We start from the raw sequence: 25,199 nt of genomic DNA, 5'->3' as shown, positions 1-25,199 counted from the left end.
GTTGAAATATGTCATGAAATTTTCAGAAAATAGGAGAAAATAACTACTTTTTTTGCGGATTCTATTCATAACTCACATCTTTTGTACGATATATATGTAGTTAGACATCGTGAGGACTACAGATATAGGTATGAGGGGGCACCATCAATGAAAAGAGGTAAAAACGTTAAGTTAGGGTTACGCTTAAAATTGTATCTTATGATTATCTTGCCATTGATTGTAGTGGCTGTAGTAACATTGTTTATTACACAAATATTAATCAAAGATGCTTCTTTATCTACAATGCAATACAACAATCAAAAGCTAGCTGAAAATACGATTGCTAATCTTAATATGGCTGATATTCAAAAGCTAAGCAGTAGTAATAATCCAGAGCAACTTAAAGAATATCGTGATCTTCGTAGCCAGCTTACAATGTTACGTCAGGAAACCGGATCATTATATATTTATTTGTTTAACTATGTAGACGGAAAATGGTTTTACACAGTAGATGGAGCAGCATGGGATGATGAAGACTATAGCAAATACGGAGACGAATTTGAATTTAGTTCGGGGATTGCTCCAGAAGTATTATCACATCAAATGGTCACGACAGATGTAGCGACCGATCCGACATGGGGCGAATTATTTTCAACCTTTGCTCCGATCAAAGATCAAAGCGGTCAGACTATAGGATACTTAGGAATCGATATTTCAGCGAATGCAGTAAATGCGGTCTATTCCAATACATTAAAACAAGCCTATCAAATGGTGATTCCTGTATTTGCGATCGTGTTATTGATCTCAATTTTGTGTGCGATGGCATTTATTCGCCGGATGTTACGTCAAGTCGGCGAGATTCAATCCAGTATGGAACAGGTGACTAAAGGTGATCTTACTGTCAGTTCCAAAAGGATAACAGGCGATCAATTAGGAGATATCAGTGACTTGAATAATGCAATGGTCGCTCATATTACCGATATGATTACGAATATTCAGCAAGGTTCACATACATTGCAAGAATCATCACAATACATTTCCAAAGTCTCTACAGGTACATTACGTCAGACAGAAGAATTATCACGTGCGATTCATGAGATTGCTACAGGTTCTACACAACAAGCAGAGCAGACCGAAGAAGCGGTACAGCATTCAGAACGATTAGGGCAGATTATTGATGAAGTGCGAAGTTATGTAGAGCGCTTCGGAGATACGGCTCGCCAGCTTACTCAAGTGCGTGAACAAGTGACACATGAACATCAACGACTGCTAGAACAAGGCAAGCAAAATGTACAACAAATGCAACAGATGCAATTAATGTCTCGTGCTTTAGCAGAGCAGTCTCAAGAAGCAGCTAACGTTAGTGGACAAGTACAAAGTATTGTCAAACAAACGCAAATTCTAGCGCTTAATGCTTCGATTGAAGCTTCTCGTGCAGGTGAAGCTGGTAAAGGATTTGCAGTAGTAGCAAGTGAAATGCGTAGTCTAGCACAACAGTCGGAAGATTCGATTCGTGAAATAGATACGATTCTAGGTAGCTTTGTTGAACAAATCGGTGGTATGGGTCACCGCTTCGATCTCACGATGAAGTCTGTTAATCAACAAGAATCACAAATTGAAGAATGTATGCAGACTTTTGAACAGGTGAGTCAAGTATCAGATGAAGTACAAGGATTGGCTGTTAATCTAACAGAACGCACTGCACATATGCAGAATCTACGCCATGAAGTAGAAGAACAGCTTAGTTATATCGCTTCGGCTACGGAAGAAACGTCTGCGATGACAGAAGAAGTATCTGCTAGTGCGCAAGAACAAGAACAGTCTGTCACTGAATTATCAACAATCTCTCAAAATCTAACAACACTGTCCAGTCAACTTCAATCTTTGACGAATAAATTTATTGTATAGTTGTTTGCCACACCGCAGGTTCTCATATATAATGAGTGTGGAAATTCATGTTCGTTTATTTATAAATTCAGATCAATAGGAGTTGTCATATAAATGGCTTTGAAAGCAGGTATTGTCGGATTGCCGAACGTTGGTAAATCTACTCTTTTTAATGCAATTACACAAGCAGGTGCAGAATCTGCGAACTATCCTTTCTGCACGATCGATCCTAACGTAGGTATTGTAGAAGTTCCAGACGAGCGTCTAGACAAATTGACAGAATTGGTTGTACCTAAGAAAACGGTACCGACTGCTTTTGAATTTGTAGATATCGCAGGTTTGGTACGTGGAGCAAGTAAAGGCGAAGGATTGGGTAACAAATTTTTGGCTCATATCCGTGAAGTAGATGCAATTGTGCATGTAGTTCGTTGTTTTGAAGATGAAAATATTACACACGTTGATGGCAAAATCGATCCAATCAGCGATATCCAGACGATTAATCTGGAATTGATTCTGGCTGACTTGGATAGTGTAGAGAAACGCATCGAGCGCTCTCGCAAAAACATCAAAGGCGGTAACAAACAAATCGCTCAAGAAGTAGAAGTATTAGAGCGTATCAAAGAATCGTTGTATAACGATATGCCAGCTCGTAGTATTGAGCTAAGTGAAGACGAGCGTCTATTGGTTCGTGATCTTCATTTGCTCACAATGAAGCCTGTATTGTATGCGGCTAATGTGAGTGAAGATGGCGTAACAGAAGCAGATAGTAATCCGTATGTGCTGAAAGTAAAAGAATTTGCAGAAGCTGAAAATGCAATGGTTGTACCGATCAGTGCAAAAGTAGAAGCAGATATCTCTGAACTGGAAGAAGAAGACAAAGCGATGTTCTTAGAAGAGCTAGGTCTAGCTGAATCCGGTCTTAACCGTCTGATCAAAGCCGCTTACCAATTGCTAGGTCTATACACGTACTTTACAGCAGGTGTACAAGAAGTACGCGCTTGGACAATCCGCAAAGGAACCAAAGCTCCTGGAGCAGCAGGTGTAATTCATACTGACTTTGAACGCGGATTTATCCGTGCAGAAGTCGTTGGCTATGAAGATCTTGTGAATGCTGGTTCTATGAACGGTGCTAAAGAACGCGGACAATTGCGTTTGGAAGGTAAAGAATATTTGGTTAAAGATGGCGATGTTATGCATTTCCGCTTTAACGTATAAGATTAATCTTTTCATCAGATTTGCTTTCAATATAAATTATCAACCTTTGAGGTTGGTCATACACAAAGAGTCCCGTTTTCCATTAAGGAAAGCGAGACTCTTTTTTTGTTGATTTAAGGTTGACGTAGAAAAGGAAGATAAGGCTCTGGGTAAGATGACAGATTGCCATGAAATTCATATGCTACAAAAGCCGGATGATCTCGATGTGGGAATCCTGTGAATGTGGGATCCTCCCATATTTTGGCATCTAAGGCATAGAGCAATGTACCAATGAACCGTTGAATAATACTATACGAACGAGTTTTCGAATATCGATTGAATTGCCGATTTATCCCGTACCCTATCACTAGCATGGTTCCTAAAGACGTGTATTTTTGAAAGTCTAATCCACCTGCTAAAATGGCAAGTTGCTTGATTTCACTTAATGGTATAGCTGTAAAAAAGAAATCTTCTTCAGGTTTTTGAATGCCGACAATCAATTCTACAGGTGTAACTGCATAAAAATATAATTCTTTTTTGGGATCAGTAACCAGTTTTAAAGTTTCGTTTACATGTATATTTATTTTTGAAGATTCAAAGTTACTTTCTATATCCCAAATCTCCTCTTCAGGTAAAATAATATTGTGTCTGCTTAACTTATTAATCATTTTCATTTTTTGCTCATTAAATCTACTGTCTTTTTTCTGTTTGAAAAAATGTAAAATAAAAATACTTACAGCAAGAATAAGTAAAATCCAAATATTATACATTTGATTCAGCAATAGAGCTATCAAAAAGAGTCCCAGTGACACTTGAAAAAATAAGATTCTAGCATTAATTTGTTTAGGTGTACGTCTATAATAGATGAATTTTTTACCTGTACGATATGGATTAGCTACAACAGTATGTAAATAATTCTCTCTAAACGCTACAACCATTAATACCCAAGTAATCGACATTAGTATGAGGAGACGATAATCTTGTTCGCTCATAGTAATGAAAACCATAAATGTAACTACAACAAAAACAAATAAATGAGTAAGATATAATTTGACTCGACTCCAAAATAATTTCCTATACAAATTCAAAATAATCCTCCTAACAAAGTTTAGTATGTATTTCACTTTTTATTATCGGTAGATGTTCATTAAATGTATAGTGAATATCTATTCCAAATAAAACGTCATAAAAAAGCACCCATTCCGCAGAATGAGCGCTTCTTTAACCTATTGATTTCATATATTGATAAGTACAGACGTTATCCTAAAATCTTAACGGTTCAACATTTTCATACTTTCAGGTGCATAACGTTCACCGACAGCAGAACCTTTAGGAGCCGCTTCATCAATATTTTTCAATTCATCATCTGTTAATTTCACTTGTGTTGCACCGATATTTTCTAACAAATATTTTGTTCTTTTTGTACCTGGAATTGGAGCGATATCTTCACCTTGAGCGAGTAACCATGCGAGTGCCAGTTGAGAAGGTGAACAATCTTTTGTTTTGGCAATCTCTTGGATTCGTTTGACTAGATCTAGATTCTTCTGGAAGTTCTCGCCTTGAAAACGTGGAGAATAACGACGGTAATCATCTTCAGCCAAATCTTCAAATGATGTAATCTGTCCTGTCAAAAAGCCACGTCCCAAAGGACTATAAGGAACAAATCCAATCCCTAGTTCACGACAAGTGGGCAAAATCTCATCTTCTACATCACGACTCCAGAGGGAATATTCGGTTTGCAACGCAGAGATCGGATGCGTCTGATGCGCACGACGAATTGTATCCGCTCCGGCTTCAGATAGACCAAGATAGCGAACTTTACCGGCTTGTACAAGATCACTCATTGCGCCAACGGTTTCTTCGATCGGTACATCTGGATCGACACGATGCTGATAATAAAGATCGATTGTATCAAGACCAAGACGTTTGAGACTGTGATCACAAGCTTCTTTTACATATTCAGGACGACCACTAATTCCGACATACGAACCATCTTCATTGCGGACATTTCCGAATTTGGTTGCTAGAATAACTTGATCTCGATTTTGTTGCATAAAAGGACCAATCAATTTCTCATTTGCCCCTACACCGTACATATCTGCTGTATCAAAAAAGGTAACTCCATTATCCAGTGCGACTTGCAAGGTGTGTAGTGCTTCTTTTTCATCGATCTCACCGTAAAATTCGGACATACCCATACAACCTAGACCCAGTGTCGAGACTTGCAATCCCTGTGAACCTAATTTTCGTTGATCCATGAATACAGCTCCTTGTGATCAATAGAGTAACGATCTTTGTTTATCATAATCGATAAAAGAACGCCCTTTAGTATTTACCCATGTTTATGATAGAACGCCTACAACGATAATCTGTTAACCACATATAAAATGTGTATGTTGTGACATATAACTTTCTTTATTATAGTCTTATTGATCTGAAGTATTCAAATCAGCAGATGATCGCTAAAAAAAAGTACAATGGCGCCGTAATTAAGGATATGAAATGGTTACTTCTTGTGCTATAATTAAGAGTCGTAACCACTAATATTTCCCAATATTATGTGTGCGATGAGAATGAATGACGATGTTTGTTTTGATGATGACCTATGTAAAGTGAAACTGCGAACTTAGCAGATTGAATAAAAGAAGAGGTGGATTTCCGTGTTAGATCGTTTACAAGCATTAGCGGACCGCTATGATAAATTGAGCGAGTTATTGTGTGACCCTGACGTAGCAAGTGATTCCAAGCGTTTGAGAGACTTATCCAAAGAGCAATCTGATCTACAACCAACCTATGAAGCATATATCGAATACCGTAAAGTTACCGAAGAATTAGATGCGGCTAAAGTCATGCAAGGCGAGAAGTTGGATGATGAGATGCGTGAAATGGTGAAAATGGAGATTGATGAACTCTCAGCTCGCAAAGATGAGTTAGAAGCTCAAATTCATATTTTACTATTACCTAAAGATCCTAACGATGATAAAAACGTAATTGTTGAGATCCGCGGAGCAGCAGGTGGAGATGAAGCGGCTTTATTTGCAGCCGACCTTTACCGTATGTACACTCGTTATGCAGATACTCAAGGCTGGCGTGTTGAAATGATGGATGCGAGTACGAGTGATCTAGGTGGATTCAAAGAAGTTACGTTCTTGATCAATGGACGCGGTGCATACAGCAAGCTGAAATTCGAAAGTGGTGCACATCGTGTACAACGTATTCCTACAACTGAATCCGGTGGACGTATCCATACATCGACTTCTACTGTAGCTGTTATGCCAGAAGCAGAAGAATTAGAAATTGAAATTCATGATCGTGATATTCGTGTAGATACGTTCTGTTCAAGTGGAGCAGGCGGACAATCTGTAAATACGACTAAATCGGCTGTACGTGTAACGCATATGCCTACAGGAATTATGGCGACTTGTCAGGATGGTAAGTCTCAGAACTCCAACAAAGATAAAGCATTGCAAGTGCTTCGTGCGCGTATCTCGGATATGATGCGTCAAGAAGAAGAAGCAAAATATGCAGGCGAGCGTAAAAGTAAAGTAGGTACAGGTGATCGTAGTGAACGTATCCGTACGTACAATTTCCCGCAAAGTCGTGTAACCGATCACCGTATTGGTCTAACGATGCACCGTCTGGATCAAATTATGAATGGTGAGATTGAAGATATCGTATCTGCATTGACGTTAGCAGAACAAGCAGATTTGATGGAAAAAGAGGCATAATCTATTGGCACAACAGACAGAACAATTTACGATGAAGCCAGAACAAAGTATACGGGAAGCCTATGTTGAGGCTTCTTCTTTTTTAAGCGCTCATCACGTAATGGAACCTGAATCGAACAGTCGTCTTTTGCTAGAATGGGTGCTTGGATTAGAAGGTTCTGCTTTTTATATGGCGATGTTTGAACCTTTTCCGTATGATAAGCAATCGCTATGGCAAGAAGTCATTATGCGTAAAGTGTCAGGAGAACCGGCACAATATATTATCGGTGAGCAAGAATTTTATGGGGAACGCTTTATCGTGACTCCTGCTGTATTGATCCCTCGTCCTGAGACTGAATTATTGGTCGAAGCTATTGTAAAGATCGGTCAACGATTGATGGTAGAACGTGAAGATCAATCGCCTGTTGTATGTGCAGATATCGGCACTGGCAGTGGAGCGATAGCATTAACGATTGCGCGTATGTGTCCGACATGGCAAGTGTGGGCAAGTGATATTTCACCTGAGGCACTGGCAGTCGCTAAGCAAAATAGTATTCAACAACAGACACCGATCTCATGGCATGAAGGTAATTTGTTAGAGCCTTTTGCCGGTCAGCATATTGATATTTTGGTATCTAATCCGCCGTATATTCCAGATGCCGATATTTTGGCATTGCAACCGGAAGTGAAAGATTATGAGCCAATGACTGCACTTGCAGGAGGGCCGGACGGATTAGGGCCTTATCGCATGATGATGACGCAATTAGCTTTGTTACCTGCTTTGCCCAAAGTGATTGGTTTTGAGCTAGGAATTGGACAAGCACAGGATGTAGCAGATATGGTTAGAGTAGCAGGTTATGAACATATTGAGATTATTGCTGACCTTGCAGGTATTGAACGGCATGTCATAGGTATAAAAGAAAGTTAAGGTTGAACCGGAAAAGGGGGCAGACATGATCGCCAAGCTTAAAAGAATAGATTGGAATTTATTTACCATTCTGCTAGTTATGATGGGAGTCAGTATTGCTGTAATTTACAGTGCTACTCATAGTACGCCCAAGTTTGCCAATTCGACAGAGCGGATGATTTTTTACTATATTGCAGGATTTGTAGTCTTTTTTGTAATGTCGATGGTTAATTACCGGTTCTGGCTCAAATATTCTCTTTATATTTATGGCGCAGGGTTAGCATTACTATTGCTCGTTATGGTTATAGGACAGACGCTCAATAATGCGCAAGGTTGGCTTAGTATAGGCGGTCTTAGTTTGCAACCAGCCGAGTTGTTCAAAATGGTATTGATTTTATTTCTAGCGACATTACTCGCTCGTAAAGAACAATTGAAATTGTTATTCTGGCGTGATGTTACACCGCTAGTGGCTATTACATTTATTCCGTTTGCTTTAGTAATGGCTCAAAATGATCTGGGTAATGCGCTCAGTTATCTGATTATTATGATGGCACTACTTTGGATCGGTAATATTAAATACACTCAAGCTATTTTATTTACTTCTTTAGCAATAGTTATGGTGATTGTTGGAATTCGTAGTTATGTGGCATATCACGATAATATCAAAACCTATCTAGCTGATATCAAGCGTGATCACTGGATGGAACGTCTTGATCCCTGGTTAATGCCTGATCAAGCGACAGAAAAAGCGATCTACCATACACGTAATGCGAAGCTTGCTATTGCATCCGGTGGACTTAGTGGAGAAGGATATATGAAAGGAACATCGGTTCAATCCGATCGTGTTCCATTAACGTATTCTGATTCTATTTTTGTAGTGGTTGCAGAAGAGTTTGGATTTATAGGAGCAGCTATTTTACTCTTGCTGTATTTCACCTTAATTCATCGCTTAATTCTCGTATCGTTAGAATGCCGGGAACGAGCAGGACCGTATATTATTATCGGAATAGTAGCGATGTTGCTGTATCAGATTTTTGAAAATATCGGTATGTTTATCGGAATTATGCCATTGACCGGTATTACATTGCCATTTATCAGTTTTGGTGGTACATCATTGGTGATGAATATGGCATGTATGGGCTTGGTCATGAGTATACGAATTCACAATCAAGAAGATAACGATGAAGTTTCGGTTAATGTCACTCAGCGTTATGCATTGAATAAATAATGTAAATGTAATGAGCAAGGAGGCATGACATGATGAACAACCAGACAGAGAATAGCAGTGACAAGCCTCAAGCTGTTCAAGCTAATTCTCTGTGTACATGTTGGGATGTGCGTCATTCAGAGCATATAGAACAACAATTAAGCGAAGCCGGACAGATTTTGGCAAATGGCGGTATTGTCGCTTTTCCCACAGAAACAGTATATGGACTTGGAGCAGATGCCCGCAATACACATGCGGTAGCATCTGTTTTTACTGCCAAAGGAAGACCGTCAGATAATCCGTTAATTGTGCATATTTCGCATATGGATCAATTGGGATCGTTGGTGTCTGAGATTCGACCGTTGGAACAGACATTGATGGATCATTTCTGGCCTGGACCGTTAACATTAGTAATGCCTGTACGCCCTGATACAGTTTCTCCATTAGTAACAGCAGGATTAAATACAGTTGCGATCCGTATGCCAGATCATCCTATAGCACTAGGATTGATTAGCGCTTCTGGATGTCCTCTGGCGGCTCCGAGTGCGAATCGGTCAGGTCGTCCTAGTCCAACTACAGCGGCTCATGTGATCGAAGATTTGTCTGCTGTGATTGATGGAGTGGTCGATGGCGGCAGTGCAGGGATTGGCGTAGAATCGACTGTTATTCAGGTACAAGACGATCATACAATTATGATTCTTCGTCCGGGTGGTATAACAGAAGAACAATTATCCTCATTTGCCAAGCAAGTGATACGCGATCCTGCGCTACAAGATTCTTCTCTTGAACTAACCCCGCGTTCACCAGGGATGAAATATACACATTATGCTCCTCAAGGGTCAATGACGATTGTGATGGGAGAGCACGATGAAGTAGTCAATCAATATATACAGCAACAGATTGTACAAGCTCAAGCACGTGGCGAGAAAACAGGAATACTTGTATTTGATGAAACGAATATTAATAGTGCGGATACAGTAGTATTATCGCTGGGAAGTCGGCATTCGCTTGCCGAAGCAGCGAACCGATTGTATGCGGCTTTGCGTATATTAGATAGCGAAGGTGTTACATTTATTATGGCGCAAGGTTGTGATCAGCAGGGGGTAGGAGTAGCGGTAATGAACCGTTTATCCAAAGCTGCAGGCGGTCAGATTATTTATGTATGAAAATAGTGAATACATGCGTCAAATTTGGTATAATGATTGATACGGAATGATTATCTTTCCGGTAATCCAAGTCTCACATTATAATGATACGGGAGGTACAGAGAATGCATCACATATTGTTCGTTTGTACCGGTAACACCTGTCGAAGCCCTATGGCGGAAGGTTTTATGCGTAAGCTTGCGAGTGAGCGCGGTGTCGATGTGGAGGTTCGTTCAGCCGGTGTAGCTGCTGTAGATGGAATGTCTGTATCCCGTCATGCCGACGCGGTTCTCAAAGATCATAATATACATGAACAATTATTATCTTCCTCTTTGACTGGTGCAACAATTCATTGGGCAGATCTTATACTCACATTAACAGGGAGTCACAAGCAACATGTGATTCGCAATTTTCCAGAGTCGGCAGGCAAAGTGTACACGTTGAAGGAATATGCTGAAAATGATCACAAAGTGCTACGCGATCTCAAAGAACTGGATAGCTTGTATGCAACGATCGAAATGAATCGTTCATTAGGCGAAGAAGTCAATCCAGCAGATCGTCAGCGGTTGATTGAGATTCAACAGCGGATTCCAAGCTTCGATATTGTTGATCCTTTTGGTGGTAGTCGTGATGATTATGAAGTGGCAGCAGCCGATATTCGTAATGCTCTAGAAAAGTTACTCGACAAAATTCAAGCGTACCGGACACAATAAGATAGACGTTAATTTTAGAATAGATATTGATTTTACGAAAAACATGTCTTATGATGTAACTCATAAGAGAGATCCGATGTAACTGGCGACGAGAGTGGAGATGAACCACGATGGAGCATCGGAACATACGGCCGGTCGCCTGGGCAAAAGAGCAGACGTGCGATATTTTTCGCGCACGTTGTGCTCTTTTTTTGTTCTTACCACTTTCTATCTTCCACTTCAATCTTATTGTCGCAGTCAGCCCTATGCTTACGCTATAATAAAAAACGAGTGCATTGTACACGTACCTTTTGCAGATAGTGAATAAGCTAAGAAAGCACAAGGAGGATTGAACGATGAGTAATCAGGAAAAATTACAACAGATTCGTCTGGATGCAGCAGCGATCGTACGCGAACTGGCAGAAGAAGCTGGACTAGGTAGTAACAAGTTACTGGTCATCGGTGGAAGTACAAGTGAAATCGCAGGCAAGCATATCGGAACGGCAGGTACATTGGATGTAGCGGAAGCGCTGGTAGAAGGCATTCGCGAAGTTCAAGCAGAATATGGATTCCGTCTGGCTTTTCAATGTTGCGAGCATTTGAATCGAGCACTGGTTATGGAACAAGATACATTAGATCATTACAATTATAACGAAGTAGCGGCAGTACCGATCCCCAAAGCTGGTGGATCGATGGCAACGTATGCGTATCAGACCTTTGTTCATCCATGTTTGGCAGAACAGATTGAAGCTCATGCAGGTATTGATTTTGGGGAGACCCTTATCGGTATGCATTTAAAACGAATAGCTGTTCCTTATCGACCTTCGATTCGGTTTGTAGGCGAAGCTAGAGTGAATGCCGCTCGTACACGTCCTCCTTTAATTGGTGGCGAACGAGCAGTCTACACACCGATGGTTCATGCGGATCGATAAGATCTAATAAGTGATCTATCCTTTTAAATAAGTAATCCAAATGCAGTTATCTAACCGATCTCTAGGAGGAATTATACAATGATGGAGCAATTAAGAAAGAATGATCCGGCAGTACTAGAAGCAATGGGACTTGAACTGAAGCGCCAACGTGATAATATCGAATTGATCGCTTCTGAGAACATCGTTAGTGAAGCTGTTATCGAAGCTTTGGGTTCTGTATTAACAAACAAATATGCAGAAGGTTATCCAGGCAAACGCTACTATGGTGGTTGTGAACATGTGGATGTCGTTGAAGATATCGCTCGTGATCGTGCGAAGCAATTATTCGGTGCAGAACATGTTAACGTACAGCCTCACTCTGGTGCACAAGCGAATATGGCGGTTTACTTAGCAGCCCTCAAACCAGGGGATACTGTTCTAGGGATGAACCTTGCACATGGTGGACACTTAACACATGGTAGCCCTGTAAATGCTTCTGGATTGTTATATAACTTTGTAGCTTATGGCGTACAAGAAGATACATTCTTGATCGATTATGATGAAGTTCGCAAAGCAGCATTCAAACACCGTCCTCGTATGATCGTAGCTGGAGCAAGTGCATACCCGCGTACGATTGATTTTGAAAAATTAGCTTCGATTGCAAATGATGTAGGTGCTCTATTTATGGTGGATATGGCGCATATCGCAGGTCTGGTTGCAGCTGGAGAACATCCAAGCCCTGTACCACATGCTCATTTTGTAACGACTACAACACACAAAACACTTCGTGGACCTCGTGGCGGTATGATTATGTGTACCAAAGCGTGGGCACAAGCGATAGATAAAGCTGTATTCCCGGGTTCACAAGGTGGTCCATTGATGCACGTGATTGCTTCCAAAGCAGTAGCATTTGGCGAAGCACTAGATCCTTCTTTCAAAACGTATGCTCAAAATGTAGTCAAAAATGCAAAAGTGCTTGCACAAACATTGGTAGACGAAGGATTGACTATCGTATCTGGCGGTACAGATAATCACTTAATGCTTGTAGATACACGCAGCGTAAATATCACAGGTAAAGAAGCAGAACATGTTCTGGATTCTGTAGGCATCACAACGAACAAAAATGCGATTCCTTTCGATCCAACAAGTCCATTTATTACAAGTGGTATCCGTCTAGGAACACCAGCAGCGACTTCACGTGGTATGGATGAAGCAGCTATGGTGAAGATCGGTCAGATTATTGCGATGACTCTCAAATCTCCTAAAGATGAAGCTGTTCTTGCCCAAGCAAGTGCACAAGTAGCTGAACTTACAAGTCAATTTCCTTTGTACCAACAATTGAATTATTAATTTAAAAGTGAATAAACAGTGACTTAACATCGTTAACTTGTATTTTACCGGCAGAAATTCTTATTTCTGTCGGTTTTTCATTATTTTTTAAAAAAATTTGAAAGATTTACTCCCATTTAAGCAATTTACCATTATAATAGAAAAGACTGGGTGGAAATGATGTAGAATTTGTTTTTATCTGGTAATTGTAAGCGTTATATTGATAAATTCATTATGTTTAATATATTTTGCTATGTGAAAAATCATATGTATTTGAAGCAGTCTGAGGGATGCTTAAAGTGCTCATTCTTAAAAAGAAATAATTCGACAGGATATCGGATGAAATTGCCCACAGGGAATGATATAATAGACGAGGTTTATGGGGCGACATAGTATTCCCCTAATCCTTTTGCTTTGTGGAATGGCCACAAAACCTGATGTGACAGCAAATAGGATGTAGCTAATGTTTATTATTGAAAAGTACCGGAGGGAAAAACCATGGCAAAATTAGTAATATGCGATCATCCTTTAATTCAACACAAATTAACATTTATTCGTGATGTACAGACCAACACGAAAGATTTCCGCGAGCTTGTTGACGAAGTAGCAACATTAATGGCTTACGAAATCACACGTGATATTCCACTTGAATCAATTCCGGTAGAAACACCTGTAATCAAAACAGAAGGCAAAGTCATTTCTGGACGTATGCTTGGATTAATTCCTATTTTACGTGCAGGCTTGGGTATGCTAGATGGCGTACTTAAATTGTTGCCAGCTGCTAAAGTTGGACATGTAGGATTGTTCCGCGATCCAGAAACATTCCAACCGGTTGAATATTATGTGAAGCTTCCTACCGATGTACAAGAACGTGAATTGATCGTGATTGATCCGATGTTAGCAACAGGCGGTTCTGCTATTGCTGCGATTGATGTTCTGAAAAAGCGTGGATGCACTCAAATCAAAATGATGAATCTAATCGCTGCTCCTGAAGGAGTAAAAGCTGTTCAAGACGCTCACCCGGATGTAGATATTTATGTGGCTGCATTAGATCAGAAATTGGATGAGCATGGATATATCGTACCTGGACTCGGCGATGCCGGCGACCGTTTGTACGGAACCAAGTAAAGCGAGGTAATCCCAGACTTATGAAAAAAATTAAAGTAATGACAATTTTCGGTGTACGTCCTGAAGCAATCAAAATGGCCCCATTGATTCTGGAATTGCAAAAGCATCCTGAACATATTGAGTCAATCGTTTGCGTAACTGCGCAACATCGTCAAATGTTGGATCAAGTGCTTGAAGTGTTCAATATCACTCCAGATTATGATCTGGATGTTATGAAAGATCGTCAAACTTTGAACGAGATTTCAATGCGTGTACTTAGTGGTCTTGAACCAGTATTGCAAGAAGTTAAGCCTGATATTGTATTGGTTCATGGAGATACATTGACGACTTTCCTTGCAAGTTATGCTTCATTTATGCAACAGATCAATGTCGGTCACGTAGAAGCAGGATTGCGTACGTGGAACAAACTTTCACCGTATCCTGAAGAAATGAATCGTCAATTGACAGGCGTACTTGCAGACTTGCACTTTGCACCTACAAGTTGGTCAGCAGGCAATTTATTGAAAGAAAATAAACTGCCGTCAAGCGTGTATATCACAGGCAACACTGTCACAGATGTGTTTCAATATACTGTACAGCCTGATTATCATCATCCTGTTTTGGAATGGGCACAAGGTAAACGTCTAATCTTGATGACTGCACATCGTCGTGAATCTCAAGGCGAACCACATCGTAATATTTTCCGCGCGGTCAAGCGTATTGCTGACGAATTTGAAGATATTGCGATTGTGTATCCAGTGCATCCAAGTCCAGCGGTGAAAGAACCTGCTCATGAAATATTAGGCAATCATCCGCGCATTCAGTTGATCGATCCTCTGGATGTTGTCGATTTGCATAATTTTTATCCGCATACTCATCTGATCTTAACGGATTCAGGTGGACTTCAAGAAGAAGCACCTTCATTCGGTGTTCCTGTACTGGTGCTACGTGATACAACAGAGCGTCCAGAAGGAATAGAAGCAGGTACACTTGAAATGGTGGGTACAGATGAAGAGAAGATCTATGAGCGTGCACATGCATTGCTGAGTGACTCTGAACTGTATGCGTCGATGAGTGAAGCTTCCAACCCTTATGGTGATGGTCAGGCATCGCCACGGATTGTCAATGCGATTTTGCATCATTATGGTATTTTAGAGGATCGTCCTGAAGAGTTTCACACAACGTTCAAAAAAGGTCCCACAGTCGTATTGTGAAAAATGATTTCACAGTATACAGTGGTACTGTAGGGTTAGTGTGATAAAACGCTTCATATCAACGATGTTCTGTGAAAGTCTTGCGTTAATGTGTTAAAGGAAGATGGTTTGACAAAGGCTTAGTCGATTCAGTACAATGAACTGGGATTCCGAGGGTGGAGTGTAAGATGGCAGATGAACCCAAATCAAGCAATTCGAGTTCGAACCCCTGGAAAGCGGTTGGACTTGTTAGTGTGATTGGAATAGATTTAGCTGTATGTACACTCGCCGGATTCTGGTTCGGTTCTTGGCTTGATCAAGTATGGCATAGCGCAGGAATAGGAACCGGACTCGGAGTACTTGCAGGTATGATTCTAGGTATTTTCGGTATTGTTCTTATTATTAAGAAAATAGTGGGGGAAACGAATGAATGAAATACCAAGTTACATTTATTGGCTGACCCGGACTACCTTTGTTTTTCTAGCTCTTTGCTTTTTAGCAGTTGCATTCCTGCCTCAATCTCGTCCGATTGCTTTTGGGATGATTATTGGTTCGGCAGTCAGTTATATCAACACCAAATATTTAGCTAAAAAAGTAAGTATGATGACTGAAGCAGCAGCTACAGGTAGAAGAGGACCGAAGGGTTTAGGGTTTGCACAACGTGCAGCAATTTCGATCGGAGCGGTAGTACTTGCTATTGAGTTCCCGCATTTGTTTGAAATTCATGCCCTAGCTGGCAGTCTGGTGTTCGCACCATTCGCGCTAATTGTTATCGGTTATTTCCTTTCTCGCCATGAGCGTGATAACTCCGATAATGAAAGGGGTGAGAAAAATGCATGAATCACCGATGATAAAAGTCGGGGGCATCGATTTTGATTTATCTATCATTATTGCGTTGATTGTTAGTTGTGCTGTAGTGTTTATTTTAGTGAAGCTAGCAACACGTAATCTTTCGGTAGAAAATCCAGGCAAGTTGCAAAACTTTATGGAATGGGTCGTAGAATTCGTTCAAGGACTAATTTCGAGTACGATGGACTACAAAAAAGGAAAGCCTTTTCTTTCTCTCGGTTTGACTTTGATTATGTTCATCTTTGTTAGCAATATGCTTGGGCTTCCATTTGGTTTAGTGTTCGATTACACAAGCGTAGAAAAAGCTACTGCTTTTGGTCAACCATTAACATCTGTAGTGGACGGACTGGCAAAAGGAAGTCATGGTGTGGAAGTCGCTTGGTGGAAATCACCTACAGCTGATGCTGGAGCAGCGATGGGTCTGGCACTAATCGTATTCGTTCTTGTCCATTACTTAGGGATGGTCAGAAATACGAAGTCATACTTCAAACACTATTTCAAACCGTTCTTTTTCTTTTTCCCTATCAATTTGATCGAACAATTCTCCAAACTGTTGACACACGGTATGCGGCTATTCGGTAATATTTTTGCCGGCGAAGTTCTTATTGCTGTATTGCTTAAAATGTCAGGCGTCTGGTACGGAGCTATCGCTTCTGTTGTAGGTCTTATTGTATGGCAAGGATTTAGTATCTTTGTTGGCTCTATCCAAGCCTTTGTCTTCACGATCCTGGCTATGGTATACATATCACAGTCACTAGAGACGGAAGAAGATCACTAAAATACTATCGGCAATTTTCGGCAACTTTTGAATAGTTGGTATCATCAGTCACTGTGTAAGGGTTCAAAGTTCGGAAGTAGGATAACCTTCATACCGGGCTCAATATAAATTTACTATCTCACATATCTTTAAGGAGGATTTTTAAATGGGAGCATTAGCATTTCTAGCAGCTGCTATCGCAGTAGGTTTGGGCGCATTGGGCGCAGGTATTGGTAACGGTCTTATCGTAAGTAAAACGGTTGAAGGTATCGCTCGTCAACCAGAAGCAAAAGCAACATTGCAAACAGTTATGTTTATCGGTGTAGGTTTGGTAGAAGCATTGCCAATCATCGGTGTAGTATTGGCGTTCATTTTCTACGCAGCAGCGTAAATCAAGCACACACATTGGCGGGGAAGGCCACAGCCATCCGCGCCTTCTTTTTAGCGTGCAGGGTACCTGAGAATTATTTAGATGTTTTGAGGAAGGAGTGAGCTGATTTGCATTTTGTATGGAGCAGTCTTGTAGTTACAATTATTGCTTTCCTGATTTTATATTGGTTATTAAGCCGTTATGCATTCGGTCCATTATTCTCTGTTATGGAGAAAAGACGTGAGCTGGTTAAACAGCAAATGGATGAAGCTGCATTAACACGCAGTCAAGCAGCTCAATATGTCGAAGACCAAAAAGCTGCACTTCAACAAGCACGTAAGGACGCTCAAGATATTATTGAGCAATCTCGTCAGACGAGCAATCGTCAAGCTGAACAATTAATTACTCAAGCTAAAGAGGAAACGACGCGTCTTAAAGAAGAAGCGGCTCGTGAAATCGAAAGTGAGAAAAATAAAGCTGTTGCTGCACTTCGCAGTGAAATCGGCGCCGTCTCTGTACAGATCGCTTCTAAAGTACTGGAAAGAGAAGTGGATGCCAAAGCTCAAGATCAGTTGGTTGACAACTATCTGAAAGAAGTAGGGATTAGACAATGAGCCGCGATACAGTAGTATCTACGCGTTATGCCAAAGCCCTTTTCGAATCTGCAACTGAACATGGTACTGTAGAAGAGACGGAACAAGAACTAAAAGCAATCGTTGAAGCTTTTGCACATGATGCAGATCTTCGCAATTTTATAGCAACACCAAATGTATCTTTTGAAGACAAACGTCGCGTGATTGAAACTGCTTTTGCAGGTAAAGTATCACAACCGCTGGTTCATACCATTACATTGTTGATCGAGCGTGGACGATATGGCATATTTGGCGAGTTATTGAATAGTTATACTGCAATCGTCAGTAGAACGCTTAAAGTAGTCGATGCTTTTGTATACACACCTTATCCTTTAGATGAGCGTGAACAAGCAGAAGTGACGGCTAGATTCGGACAACTATCAGGCAAACGGATTCGTGTACAAAATATTGTAGACAAAACTCTTCTTGGCGGACTTAAAGTCGTCATCGGAGACATGCTGTACGATGGAAGTCTTTCAGGCAAGTTAAATCGTCTGGAAAAGTCTTTTCAAAGACAAGCACAGTAGATAGGGGGGACTGACTTGAGTATCAGACCTGAAGAAATCAGTACATTGATTAAAAGTCAAATCGAGCAATACAAAAACGATATTGAAGTCGTTGAAGTTGGAACAGTTATCCAAGTAAGTGATGGTATTGCCCGTGTATACGGTTTGCAAAATGCAATGTCAGGCGAACTTCTTGAGTTCTCTAACGGCGTAATGGGTATGGCTTTGAACTTGGAATCCAATAATGTCGGTGTTGTTATCCTTGGGGAGTATTCACAAATTCGTGAAGGCGATCAAGTAAAACGCACAGGACGTATTATGGAAGTTCCAGTAGGGGAAGCTCTTCTAGGTCGCGTTGTCGATCCTTTGGGTCAACCTGTAGATGGTAAAGGCCCTATTGCTGCAACAGAATTCCGTCCTGTTGAAGGCGGAGCACCTGGTGTTATTGACCGTAAATCGGTTCATGAGCCTATGCAAACAGGTATCAAAGCGATCGACGCTATGGTTCCTATCGGTCGTGGTCAACGTGAGTTGATTATCGGTGACCGTCAAACAGGTAAAACAGCGATTGCTATCGATGCAATCATTAACCAAAAAGGTCAAAACGTAAAATGTATTTATGTAGCGATTGGTCAAAAACAATCAACTGTTGCTCAAGTTGTAGAAACACTTCGTCGTCATGGCGCATTGGAGTACACTATTATCGTAACAGCTGCTGCTTCTGATCCTTCACCACTACTATACATCGCTCCATATGCAGGTTGTGCAATGGGTGAATACTTTATGTATAAAGGCGAGCATGCTTTGATTATTTATGATGATTTGTCCAAACAAGCGGCAGCTTATCGTGAATTGTCCTTGCTACTTCGTCGTCCACCGGGTCGTGAAGCATTCCCAGGTGACGTGTTCTATCTTCACTCCCGTTTGCTAGAGCGTGCGGCTAAGCTTAGTGATGCAAAAGGTGGCGGTTCTTTAACAGCATTGCCATTTATTGAAACGCAAGCTTCTGACGTATCTGCTTATATTCCTACAAACGTAATCTCGATTACAGACGGACAAATTTTCTTGGAAGCTGATCTGTTCTATGCAGGTCAACGTCCAGCGATTAACGTTGGTATATCGGTATCTCGTGTTGGTGGTTCCGCTCAGATTAAAGCAATGAAAAAAGTTGCAGGTACACTGCGTCTAGATCTTGCTCAATATCGTGAGCTTCAAGCGTTCTCCCAGTTCGGATCTGACCTTGATAAATCAACAATGTCTCGTCTAAATCGTGGTGCACGTATGATGGAAATTCTAAAACAAGGCGTTAACCAACCATTGTTAGTAGAACAACAGGTAGTGAGCTTGTATACAGCAGTTAAAGGTCATTTAGATGATATTCCGGTTGCGGATGTACGTCGCTTTGAGTCTGAATTCCTTGCTTATATGACAAGCAGCCAGGATGCTGTTTTACAATCGATTCGTGATACAAAAGATTTGACTGCTGATAATGAAAAAGCATTGGTAGATGCAATCAATACCTTCAAAAAAGGTTTTGCTACCTCCAACTAATTTCATTTGATCGAAAATAGATGTTCTGCAATGAAGTTGCTACAGCTCCGATAGCCAATCTGTCGGACTGTGGTCAACCATGATTCAGGAAACAACTTTGAACTTGTTTTCAGAGGGTTAAGGTGGTGAAATCATATGGCTAAAGGTATGCGCGAGATCAAACGTCAGATTAAAAGCGTAGAAAATACAAAACAAATCACCAAAGCAATGGAAATGGTTGCGGCTTCCAAACTTCGTAAAGCACAAGAGAAGGCACAAGCAGCACGCCCATATTCCGATAAATTGCGTGAAGTGGTTGCGAGTATTGCTTCTGGAACAAGAGGCGTATATCATCCGATGTTGGAGAAGCGTCCTGTTAAACGGATTGCTTATCTCGTAGTGACTTCCGACCGTGGACTTGCGGGTGGTTATAATGCCAACATGCTTAAATATGTTAGCAATCAGATCAAGGAAAATCATACATCGACAGATCAGTACGAATTGTTCATCATCGGACGAAAAGGACGCGATTATTTCCGTCGCCGCAATCTTCCTATTACAGAAGAAGTGACAGAATTGACCGACTTTCCGACCTATGCCGATATCAAATCTCTAGCCTACGAGGCTGTTAAAGGATATGAAGAAGGCAGATACGATGAGCTTTACTTATGTTATAACCAGTTTATCAATGCATTAACACAAGTTCCAAGTTCAACTCGTTTGTTGCCAATGGAATCTGTAGAAGTTGCAAAAGAAGATAAACTCAAAGCAAGCTATGAATACGAGCCTTCAGCAGAAGGTGTATTGGAAGTTCTTTTGCCAAAATATGCACAAACACTGATCTACAACGCTTTGCTTGAAGGTAAAGCTAGTGAACAGGGTGCTCGAATGACAGCCATGGGTAGCGCAACGAAGAATGCATCTCAAATGATCAAAGATCTAACACTTGTCTATAACCGTGCTCGTCAAGCATCGATTACACAAGAGATCACTGAGATCGTCGCTGGAGCTAACGCACAAGGCTAATACGGCTTATTAATATAATTATGTACAAGCAAGTGCAATAGCATTGCTTGATGACATCGCTGCATACAGCAAGTCAGTAGGAGGGAAAACGATAATGAACAAAGGTCGCGTTGTAAGTGTAATGGGACCGGTTGTAGACGTAGAATTCGAACGTGGTCAACTTCCGGAAATCCTACACGCGCTCAAAGTCGAAACTACGCTAGATAACGGTAACAAAATCGACTTGACGCTTGAAGTATCGAATCATCTGGGGGATAATCTTGTCCGTTGTATCGCAATGTCTTCCACAGATGGTCTAGTACGTGGACTAGACGCTCTTGATCTAGGTGCTCCTATTTCAGTACCTGTAGGTAACGTAACGTTAGGTCGTGTATTTAACGTATTAGGTCAACCTATCGATGAAGCTGGTGATGTTGTAGCTGAAATCAAAAACCCGATTCACCGTCAAGCTCCTAAATTTGACGAATTGTCTACACAAGCTGAAATTCTTGAAACAGGAATCAAAGTTATCGATTTGCTAGCTCCTTATGCTAAAGGTGGTAAAATCGGTCTGTTTGGTGGTGCTGGTGTAGGTAAAACAGTAACTATTCAAGAATTGATCAATAATATCGCGCAAGAACATGGTGGTATTTCTGTATTTGCTGGTGTTGGTGAACGTACTCGTGAAGGTAATGACCTTTATCATGAGATGAGAGAATCAGGCGTTATCAACAAAACAGCTATGGTATTCGGACAAATGAATGAGCCTCCTGGTGCACGTCTTCGTGTAGCTTTGACAGGTTTGACAATGGCTGAGTATTTCCGTGATGAAGAAGGAAAAGACGTATTGTTGTTCGTTGATAACATTTTCCGCTTTACACAAGCAGGTTCTGAAGTATCTGCATTGCTAGGACGTATGCCATCTGCGGTAGGTTACCAGCCTACACTTGCAACAGAGATGGGTCAATTACAAGAGCGTATCACTTCTACTAAAAAAGGTTCAGTTACGTCGATTCAAGCGATCTATGTACCAGCGGATGATTATACCGATCCGGCTCCTGCGACTACATTTGCTCACTTGGATGCAACAACGAACTTGGAACGTAAAATCTCTGAAATGGGTATTTTCCCAGCAGTAGATCCACTTGCTTCCAGTTCACGTATCTTGAATCCTGAAATTGTTGGAGAAGAACATTACAATATCGCTCAAGGTGTTAAGCAAATCTTAGCACGTTACCGTGAGCTACAAGATATTATTGCAATTCTGGGTATGGATGAATTGAGTGAAGAAGATAAGTTGACTGTATCGCGTGCGCGTAAAATTCAACGTTTCTTGTCTCAACCGTTCCATGTTGCTGAACAGTTTACTGGAATCAAAGGACGTTATGTACCTGTTAAAGAAACAGTACGTAGCTTCAAAGAGATTTTAGATGGCAAACATGATGATCTTCCAGAAGCAGCATTCCTCTTTGTAGGCACGATTGAAGAAGCAGTGGAAAAAGCAAAAACACTGTAAATTATATGCCTGCAAAACGTGAGGAGGGATGAAAGTGAGCACGTTTCTATTGGAAATTGTAACACCTGAACGTCTGGTGTTTTCCGAACAGGTGGATCAATTACGAGCCACAGGTGTAGAAGGTCAACTTGGGATTCTAGCAGGTCACATTCCGATGGTTACTCCACTAGAAGTCGCTCCATTGGTGTACAAAGTCAATGGGAAAGAAACAGTGGTAGCTATTCAGAGTGGATTTCTAGAAGTCCGTGCTGATAAAGTAGTAGTGTTGGCAGATAGTGCAGAATTGCCGAACAATATTGATATTGAACGTGCAAGAGCAGCAAAAGAACGTGCTGAGCGCCGTCTCAACAACAAGTCGACTCAAGATCACATTGACTTCCGCCGGGCTGAACTTGCTTTACAACGAGCAATGAATCGTCTTAAAGTATCTTCAGCTGGTGAGAACCGTTAAATGTATATAACCGGGCCGCTATATAGGGTCCGGTTTTTATTTTTTAATTTGTCTATAAAAATGGCTTATGCTATTATAGGTGAGTTCGTTTTGATCATATAATAGAGATTCACAGATTTGAGAATGATTGTCTTTTGAGAAATGTTAGGTCTTTAGGGCGTATCCCTAGTATTTTTATTTCAGTAAGATTTATTTATTTGCTGAGAAAAATGCTTTAAAAATGCAGTTATTTTCTGAAATAACACCAATATGATAAGAAAATGCTGATTTTTGTAAATTTGGGACTAGATTCTTTAACGCTGTGCAAGTATTATAGAATAGTCCGTATAAAAGGATGATTAATGAGTAAGCAATAAAGGAGGGAGCTATTTCAAAAATGAGTACGGTAGATACAGTGTCCGCTGTCGGTGTGAACGGTTTACTATCCATATTCATATCGCTCCTTTGTATTGGTCTGTCCTGGTGGGCATTGCAAAATTTAAAACTTGATTTACTGATTCGTTATCCCAAAAGTGCTGCTGGCAAATTGCTCCATTTGTTATTGTCGATTGTACTCGGGCATTTCGTATCCAACTTCCTGCTGGATTATATCCGCTGGACACAGTCTATCCGATTTATGTTTTGAATGTGAACAGTGTGGTTATAAGTGTGTTAGACTATTTTTTTGAAACCAAACAGTTGTATGATTCTCACCTACTACATTAAAAACTAAAATTTATGCAATAGGGTATTGTACAATCACACGAATCTGAAAGATGAATTAGATTAAATAACAGACAGATACCATGGTCTGTATGCAACTATGTTCAGCTTGATCTGATTCGTCATTGTGTAATGCCGGATAAGCAAAATGACGCGCGGAGGGAACCCTAATGAGCAAATTTATCGTCCGCGGTGGCAAGCGATTAACAGGAAGTGTTAAAGTTAGCGGAGCTAAGAATTCTGTTCTTCCAATTATTGCTGCCTCACTACTTGGAGAAAATGGTGTAAGTGTTATTCATGACGCACCTTCTCTTGACGATGTAATGACGATTAGTAAGGTATTAGAATCGCTAGGAGCGGTTGTTACATACCAAGATGAGACTATTCAGGTCAATGCAGAAGAATTAACTTCTTGTGAAGCACCGTATGAATGGGTAAGCAAAATGCGTGCCTCTTTCTTGGTTATGGGTCCATTGTTGACTCGCTTGGGTAAAACTCGTATTTCTTTACCTGGTGGTTGTGCAATTGGCACACGACCTATTGATCAGCATCTTAAAGGCTTTGAAGCTATGGGTGCAGAGATTAATTTGGGGCAAGGCTACATCGAAGCAAAATGTGATGGTAGACTTCGTGGAGCGAAGATTTATCTAGACGTAGCTAGCGTAGGCGCTACTGAAAACATTATGATGGCAGCTACTCTTGCAGAAGGTACTACAACGATTGAGAATGCAGCTAAAGAACCTGAAATTGTAGACTTGGCTAACTACCTTAACAGTATGGGTGCTATAGTTCGCGGAGCAGGTACAGGTGTTATTCGTATTGAAGGTGTAGAATCTCTTAACGGTACAGAACACACAGTTATACCTGATCGTATTGAGGCAGGTACATATATGGTTGCCGCAGCTATCACTGGTGGTAACGTGTACGTGGAAGGTGCTATCGCTGATCATTTGGGTCCTGTTATTTCTAAAATGGAAGAGATGGGTATTACGATCATTCCAGACGAAAATGGAGTGCAGGTTATTGCAGATAAGCCACTTCGTGCTGTCGACTTAAAAACTTTACCTTACCCTGGTTTCCCAACAGATATGCAAGCACAGATGATGGCGTTAATGCTTGCTTCTGAAGGAACTAGTATTATTAGCGAAACTGTATTTGAAAATCGTTTTATGCATGTCGATGAGTTTAACCTGATGAACGCGGGGATTCGTATTGAAGGTAGAACATCGATCGTAACAGGTGGAGCAAGTCTAGTGGGCGCAAAAGTATGCTCAACAGATTTGCGCGCAGGAGCTGCATTGATTTGTGCAGGTTTGATCTCTGAAGGAACAACAGAAGTTAGTGGAACGCACCATATCGATCGTGGATATGTGCATTTGGCTGAGAAGTTGTCTGGATTGGGAGCAGATATCTGGCGCTTGGAAGAAGCAGAACCTTCTCAAGAACCTACACCTGCGGTAGAAGAACAAATGGCTGCTTTTTCTGACAAAACAGAAAAAGTAAACACAGCTACTTTGAACGTTCAACCAACACTTGCTTAAAAACAGTATATGAATTTAATGTATCTATAGGCGAACATTAGATCGCTTTTGATATCGTAATTCACGTATATTAAAGAGTCAG

25 protein-coding genes and 1 riboswitch are annotated in these 25,199 nt (G+C 40.8%); of the genes, 23 read left to right on the top strand and 2 right to left on the bottom strand.

The window, feature by feature from the left end:
- Positions 1-147: 147 nt before the first annotated feature.
- Both QE450_RS17285 and ychF read left to right on the top strand, forming a co-directional pair.
- Positions 148-1,887, top strand: a complete 1,740-nt coding sequence (locus QE450_RS17285) for a methyl-accepting chemotaxis protein (RefSeq protein WP_307300836.1) — start codon at positions 148-150, stop codon at positions 1,885-1,887.
- A 93-nt stretch (positions 1,888-1,980) separates the two neighbouring features.
- A complete protein-coding gene (ychF, locus tag QE450_RS17280; protein WP_273613792.1) occupies positions 1,981-3,081 on the top strand; it encodes a redox-regulated ATPase YchF in 1,101 nt (366 codons plus the stop codon).
- Between the two features lie 113 nt (positions 3,082-3,194).
- On the opposite strand, the gene QE450_RS17275 is transcribed toward ychF, so the two are convergent.
- Together QE450_RS17275 and QE450_RS17270 are read right to left on the bottom strand one after the other, a co-directional pair.
- Complete coding sequence (locus QE450_RS17275; protein ID WP_307300834.1) at positions 3,195-4,052, bottom strand: hypothetical protein; 858 nt, start codon at positions 4,050-4,052, stop codon at positions 3,195-3,197.
- A gap of 279 nt (positions 4,053-4,331) precedes the next feature.
- Complete coding sequence (locus QE450_RS17270) at positions 4,332-5,318, bottom strand: aldo/keto reductase (RefSeq protein WP_307300832.1); 987 nt, start codon at positions 5,316-5,318, stop codon at positions 4,332-4,334.
- A gap of 402 nt (positions 5,319-5,720) precedes the next feature.
- Between QE450_RS17270 and prfA the strand changes: the two genes are divergently transcribed.
- The 21 genes from prfA to murA all read left to right on the top strand — a co-directional run bounded on the left by prfA (position 5,721) and on the right by murA (position 25,117).
- Entirely contained in the window at positions 5,721-6,788 is a 1,068-nt protein-coding gene (gene prfA, locus QE450_RS17265) for a peptide chain release factor 1 (protein ID WP_273613789.1), read from the top strand.
- A 31-nt stretch (positions 6,789-6,819) separates the two neighbouring features.
- Positions 6,820-7,695, top strand: a complete 876-nt coding sequence (gene prmC / locus QE450_RS17260; protein ID WP_307302741.1) for a peptide chain release factor N(5)-glutamine methyltransferase — start codon at positions 6,820-6,822, stop codon at positions 7,693-7,695.
- Positions 7,696-7,720: 25 nt separating this feature from the next.
- Positions 7,721-8,902 carry an FtsW/RodA/SpoVE family cell cycle protein gene (locus QE450_RS17255; RefSeq protein ID WP_273613788.1) on the top strand — a complete coding sequence of 394 codons (1,182 nt, stop codon included), beginning with the start codon at positions 7,721-7,723 and terminating at the stop codon, positions 8,900-8,902.
- Between the two features lie 29 nt (positions 8,903-8,931).
- Positions 8,932-10,047, top strand: coding sequence for an L-threonylcarbamoyladenylate synthase (locus QE450_RS17250; protein ID WP_307300829.1), 1,116 nt, complete (start codon positions 8,932-8,934; stop codon positions 10,045-10,047).
- A 104-nt stretch (positions 10,048-10,151) separates the two neighbouring features.
- Positions 10,152-10,739 carry a low molecular weight protein arginine phosphatase gene (locus QE450_RS17245; protein ID WP_204826270.1) on the top strand — a complete coding sequence of 196 codons (588 nt, stop codon included), beginning with the start codon at positions 10,152-10,154 and terminating at the stop codon, positions 10,737-10,739.
- 68 nt (positions 10,740-10,807) lie between these two features.
- Positions 10,808-10,891: riboswitch (ZMP/ZTP riboswitch) on the top strand.
- Between the two features lie 183 nt (positions 10,892-11,074).
- On the top strand, positions 11,075-11,650 hold the full coding sequence (locus tag QE450_RS17240) for a TIGR01440 family protein (RefSeq protein WP_273613786.1): 576 nt from the start codon (positions 11,075-11,077) through the stop codon (positions 11,648-11,650).
- A 78-nt stretch (positions 11,651-11,728) separates the two neighbouring features.
- Positions 11,729-12,979, top strand: a complete 1,251-nt coding sequence (locus QE450_RS17235; RefSeq protein ID WP_274171742.1) for a serine hydroxymethyltransferase — start codon at positions 11,729-11,731, stop codon at positions 12,977-12,979.
- A 477-nt stretch (positions 12,980-13,456) separates the two neighbouring features.
- Entirely contained in the window at positions 13,457-14,086 is a 630-nt protein-coding gene (gene upp / locus QE450_RS17230) for a uracil phosphoribosyltransferase (RefSeq protein ID WP_307300825.1), read from the top strand.
- 20 nt (positions 14,087-14,106) lie between these two features.
- Positions 14,107-15,279 carry a non-hydrolyzing UDP-N-acetylglucosamine 2-epimerase gene (gene wecB, locus QE450_RS17225; protein ID WP_307300823.1) on the top strand — a complete coding sequence of 391 codons (1,173 nt, stop codon included), beginning with the start codon at positions 14,107-14,109 and terminating at the stop codon, positions 15,277-15,279.
- Between the two features lie 167 nt (positions 15,280-15,446).
- Entirely contained in the window at positions 15,447-15,692 is a 246-nt protein-coding gene (locus QE450_RS17220; protein WP_273613783.1) for an AtpZ/AtpI family protein, read from the top strand.
- Positions 15,685-16,098 carry an ATP synthase subunit I gene (locus tag QE450_RS17215; RefSeq protein WP_273613782.1) on the top strand — a complete coding sequence of 138 codons (414 nt, stop codon included), beginning with the start codon at positions 15,685-15,687 and terminating at the stop codon, positions 16,096-16,098. Before QE450_RS17220 ends, QE450_RS17215 begins: the two co-directional genes overlap by 8 nt.
- Positions 16,091-16,885: a F0F1 ATP synthase subunit A gene (gene atpB / locus QE450_RS17210; RefSeq protein WP_204826276.1), complete on the top strand. Its 795-nt coding sequence runs from the start codon at positions 16,091-16,093 to the stop codon at positions 16,883-16,885. The genes QE450_RS17215 and atpB overlap by 8 nt, the downstream gene beginning before the upstream one ends.
- Positions 16,886-17,030: 145 nt before the next feature.
- The gene (atpE, locus tag QE450_RS17205) at positions 17,031-17,255 is read left to right on the top strand and encodes a F0F1 ATP synthase subunit C (protein ID WP_069328676.1); all 225 of its coding nucleotides are present in this window, start codon (positions 17,031-17,033) and stop codon (positions 17,253-17,255) included.
- 107 nt (positions 17,256-17,362) lie between these two features.
- Positions 17,363-17,848: a F0F1 ATP synthase subunit B gene (gene atpF / locus QE450_RS17200; RefSeq protein WP_069328675.1), complete on the top strand. Its 486-nt coding sequence runs from the start codon at positions 17,363-17,365 to the stop codon at positions 17,846-17,848.
- Positions 17,845-18,393, top strand: a complete 549-nt coding sequence (locus QE450_RS17195; protein WP_273613781.1) for a F0F1 ATP synthase subunit delta — start codon at positions 17,845-17,847, stop codon at positions 18,391-18,393. The genes atpF and QE450_RS17195 overlap by 4 nt, the downstream gene beginning before the upstream one ends.
- 15 nt (positions 18,394-18,408) lie before the next feature.
- Complete coding sequence (gene atpA, locus QE450_RS17190) at positions 18,409-19,923, top strand: F0F1 ATP synthase subunit alpha (protein ID WP_273613780.1); 1,515 nt, start codon at positions 18,409-18,411, stop codon at positions 19,921-19,923.
- Positions 19,924-20,058: 135 nt separating this feature from the next.
- Positions 20,059-20,928, top strand: coding sequence for an ATP synthase F1 subunit gamma (atpG, locus tag QE450_RS17185; RefSeq protein WP_307300818.1), 870 nt, complete (start codon positions 20,059-20,061; stop codon positions 20,926-20,928).
- Between the two features lie 94 nt (positions 20,929-21,022).
- A complete protein-coding gene (atpD, locus tag QE450_RS17180; RefSeq protein ID WP_204826280.1) occupies positions 21,023-22,423 on the top strand; it encodes a F0F1 ATP synthase subunit beta in 1,401 nt (466 codons plus the stop codon).
- 34 nt (positions 22,424-22,457) lie between these two features.
- A complete protein-coding gene (locus tag QE450_RS17175; protein WP_204826281.1) occupies positions 22,458-22,874 on the top strand; it encodes a F0F1 ATP synthase subunit epsilon in 417 nt (138 codons plus the stop codon).
- Positions 22,875-23,250: 376 nt separating this feature from the next.
- Positions 23,251-23,499, top strand: a complete 249-nt coding sequence (locus QE450_RS17170) for a DUF1146 family protein (protein WP_204826282.1) — start codon at positions 23,251-23,253, stop codon at positions 23,497-23,499.
- 247 nt (positions 23,500-23,746) lie between these two features.
- Positions 23,747-25,117 (top strand): UDP-N-acetylglucosamine 1-carboxyvinyltransferase, encoded by a 1,371-nt coding sequence (murA, locus tag QE450_RS17165; RefSeq protein ID WP_274171744.1) that lies wholly within the window; start codon positions 23,747-23,749, stop codon positions 25,115-25,117.
- Positions 25,118-25,199: the final 82 nt, after the last annotated feature.

Source organism: Paenibacillus sp. SORGH_AS_0306 (assembly GCF_030819345.1).
GTDB classification, from domain to species: Bacteria; Bacillota; Bacilli; order Paenibacillales; family Paenibacillaceae; genus Saccharibacillus; species Saccharibacillus kyungheensis.
The sequence above is the reverse complement of the archived record's forward strand: the minus strand, read 5'-3'. Positions and strand labels throughout refer to the sequence as shown.

Coding starts and splice junctions, on each gene's coding strand:
- QE450_RS17275 (WP_307300834.1), bottom strand. CDS start 4,052: ATGAGCGAACAAGATTATCGTCTCCTCATACTAATGTCGATTACTTGG.
- QE450_RS17220 (WP_273613783.1), top strand. CDS start 15,447: ATGGCAGATGAACCCAAATCAAGCAATTCGAGTTCGAACCCCTGGAAA.
- wecB (WP_307300823.1), top strand. CDS start 14,107: ATGAAAAAAATTAAAGTAATGACAATTTTCGGTGTACGTCCTGAAGCA.
- QE450_RS17235 (WP_274171742.1), top strand. CDS start 11,729: ATGATGGAGCAATTAAGAAAGAATGATCCGGCAGTACTAGAAGCAATG.
- QE450_RS17250 (WP_307300829.1), top strand. CDS start 8,932: ATGATGAACAACCAGACAGAGAATAGCAGTGACAAGCCTCAAGCTGTT.
- prmC (WP_307302741.1), top strand. CDS start 6,820: ATGAAGCCAGAACAAAGTATACGGGAAGCCTATGTTGAGGCTTCTTCT.
- QE450_RS17215 (WP_273613782.1), top strand. CDS start 15,685: ATGAATGAAATACCAAGTTACATTTATTGGCTGACCCGGACTACCTTT.
- QE450_RS17255 (WP_273613788.1), top strand. CDS start 7,721: ATGATCGCCAAGCTTAAAAGAATAGATTGGAATTTATTTACCATTCTG.
- ychF (WP_273613792.1), top strand. CDS start 1,981: ATGGCTTTGAAAGCAGGTATTGTCGGATTGCCGAACGTTGGTAAATCT.
- atpE (WP_069328676.1), top strand. CDS start 17,031: ATGGGAGCATTAGCATTTCTAGCAGCTGCTATCGCAGTAGGTTTGGGC.
- QE450_RS17195 (WP_273613781.1), top strand. CDS start 17,845: ATGAGCCGCGATACAGTAGTATCTACGCGTTATGCCAAAGCCCTTTTC.
- QE450_RS17240 (WP_273613786.1), top strand. CDS start 11,075: ATGAGTAATCAGGAAAAATTACAACAGATTCGTCTGGATGCAGCAGCG.
- QE450_RS17170 (WP_204826282.1), top strand. CDS start 23,251: ATGAGTACGGTAGATACAGTGTCCGCTGTCGGTGTGAACGGTTTACTA.
- murA (WP_274171744.1), top strand. CDS start 23,747: ATGAGCAAATTTATCGTCCGCGGTGGCAAGCGATTAACAGGAAGTGTT.
- atpD (WP_204826280.1), top strand. CDS start 21,023: ATGAACAAAGGTCGCGTTGTAAGTGTAATGGGACCGGTTGTAGACGTA.
- QE450_RS17245 (WP_204826270.1), top strand. CDS start 10,152: ATGCATCACATATTGTTCGTTTGTACCGGTAACACCTGTCGAAGCCCT.
- upp (WP_307300825.1), top strand. CDS start 13,457: ATGGCAAAATTAGTAATATGCGATCATCCTTTAATTCAACACAAATTA.
- QE450_RS17270 (WP_307300832.1), bottom strand. CDS start 5,318: ATGGATCAACGAAAATTAGGTTCACAGGGATTGCAAGTCTCGACACTG.
- QE450_RS17285 (WP_307300836.1), top strand. CDS start 148: ATGAAAAGAGGTAAAAACGTTAAGTTAGGGTTACGCTTAAAATTGTAT.
- atpB (WP_204826276.1), top strand. CDS start 16,091: ATGCATGAATCACCGATGATAAAAGTCGGGGGCATCGATTTTGATTTA.
- atpG (WP_307300818.1), top strand. CDS start 20,059: ATGGCTAAAGGTATGCGCGAGATCAAACGTCAGATTAAAAGCGTAGAA.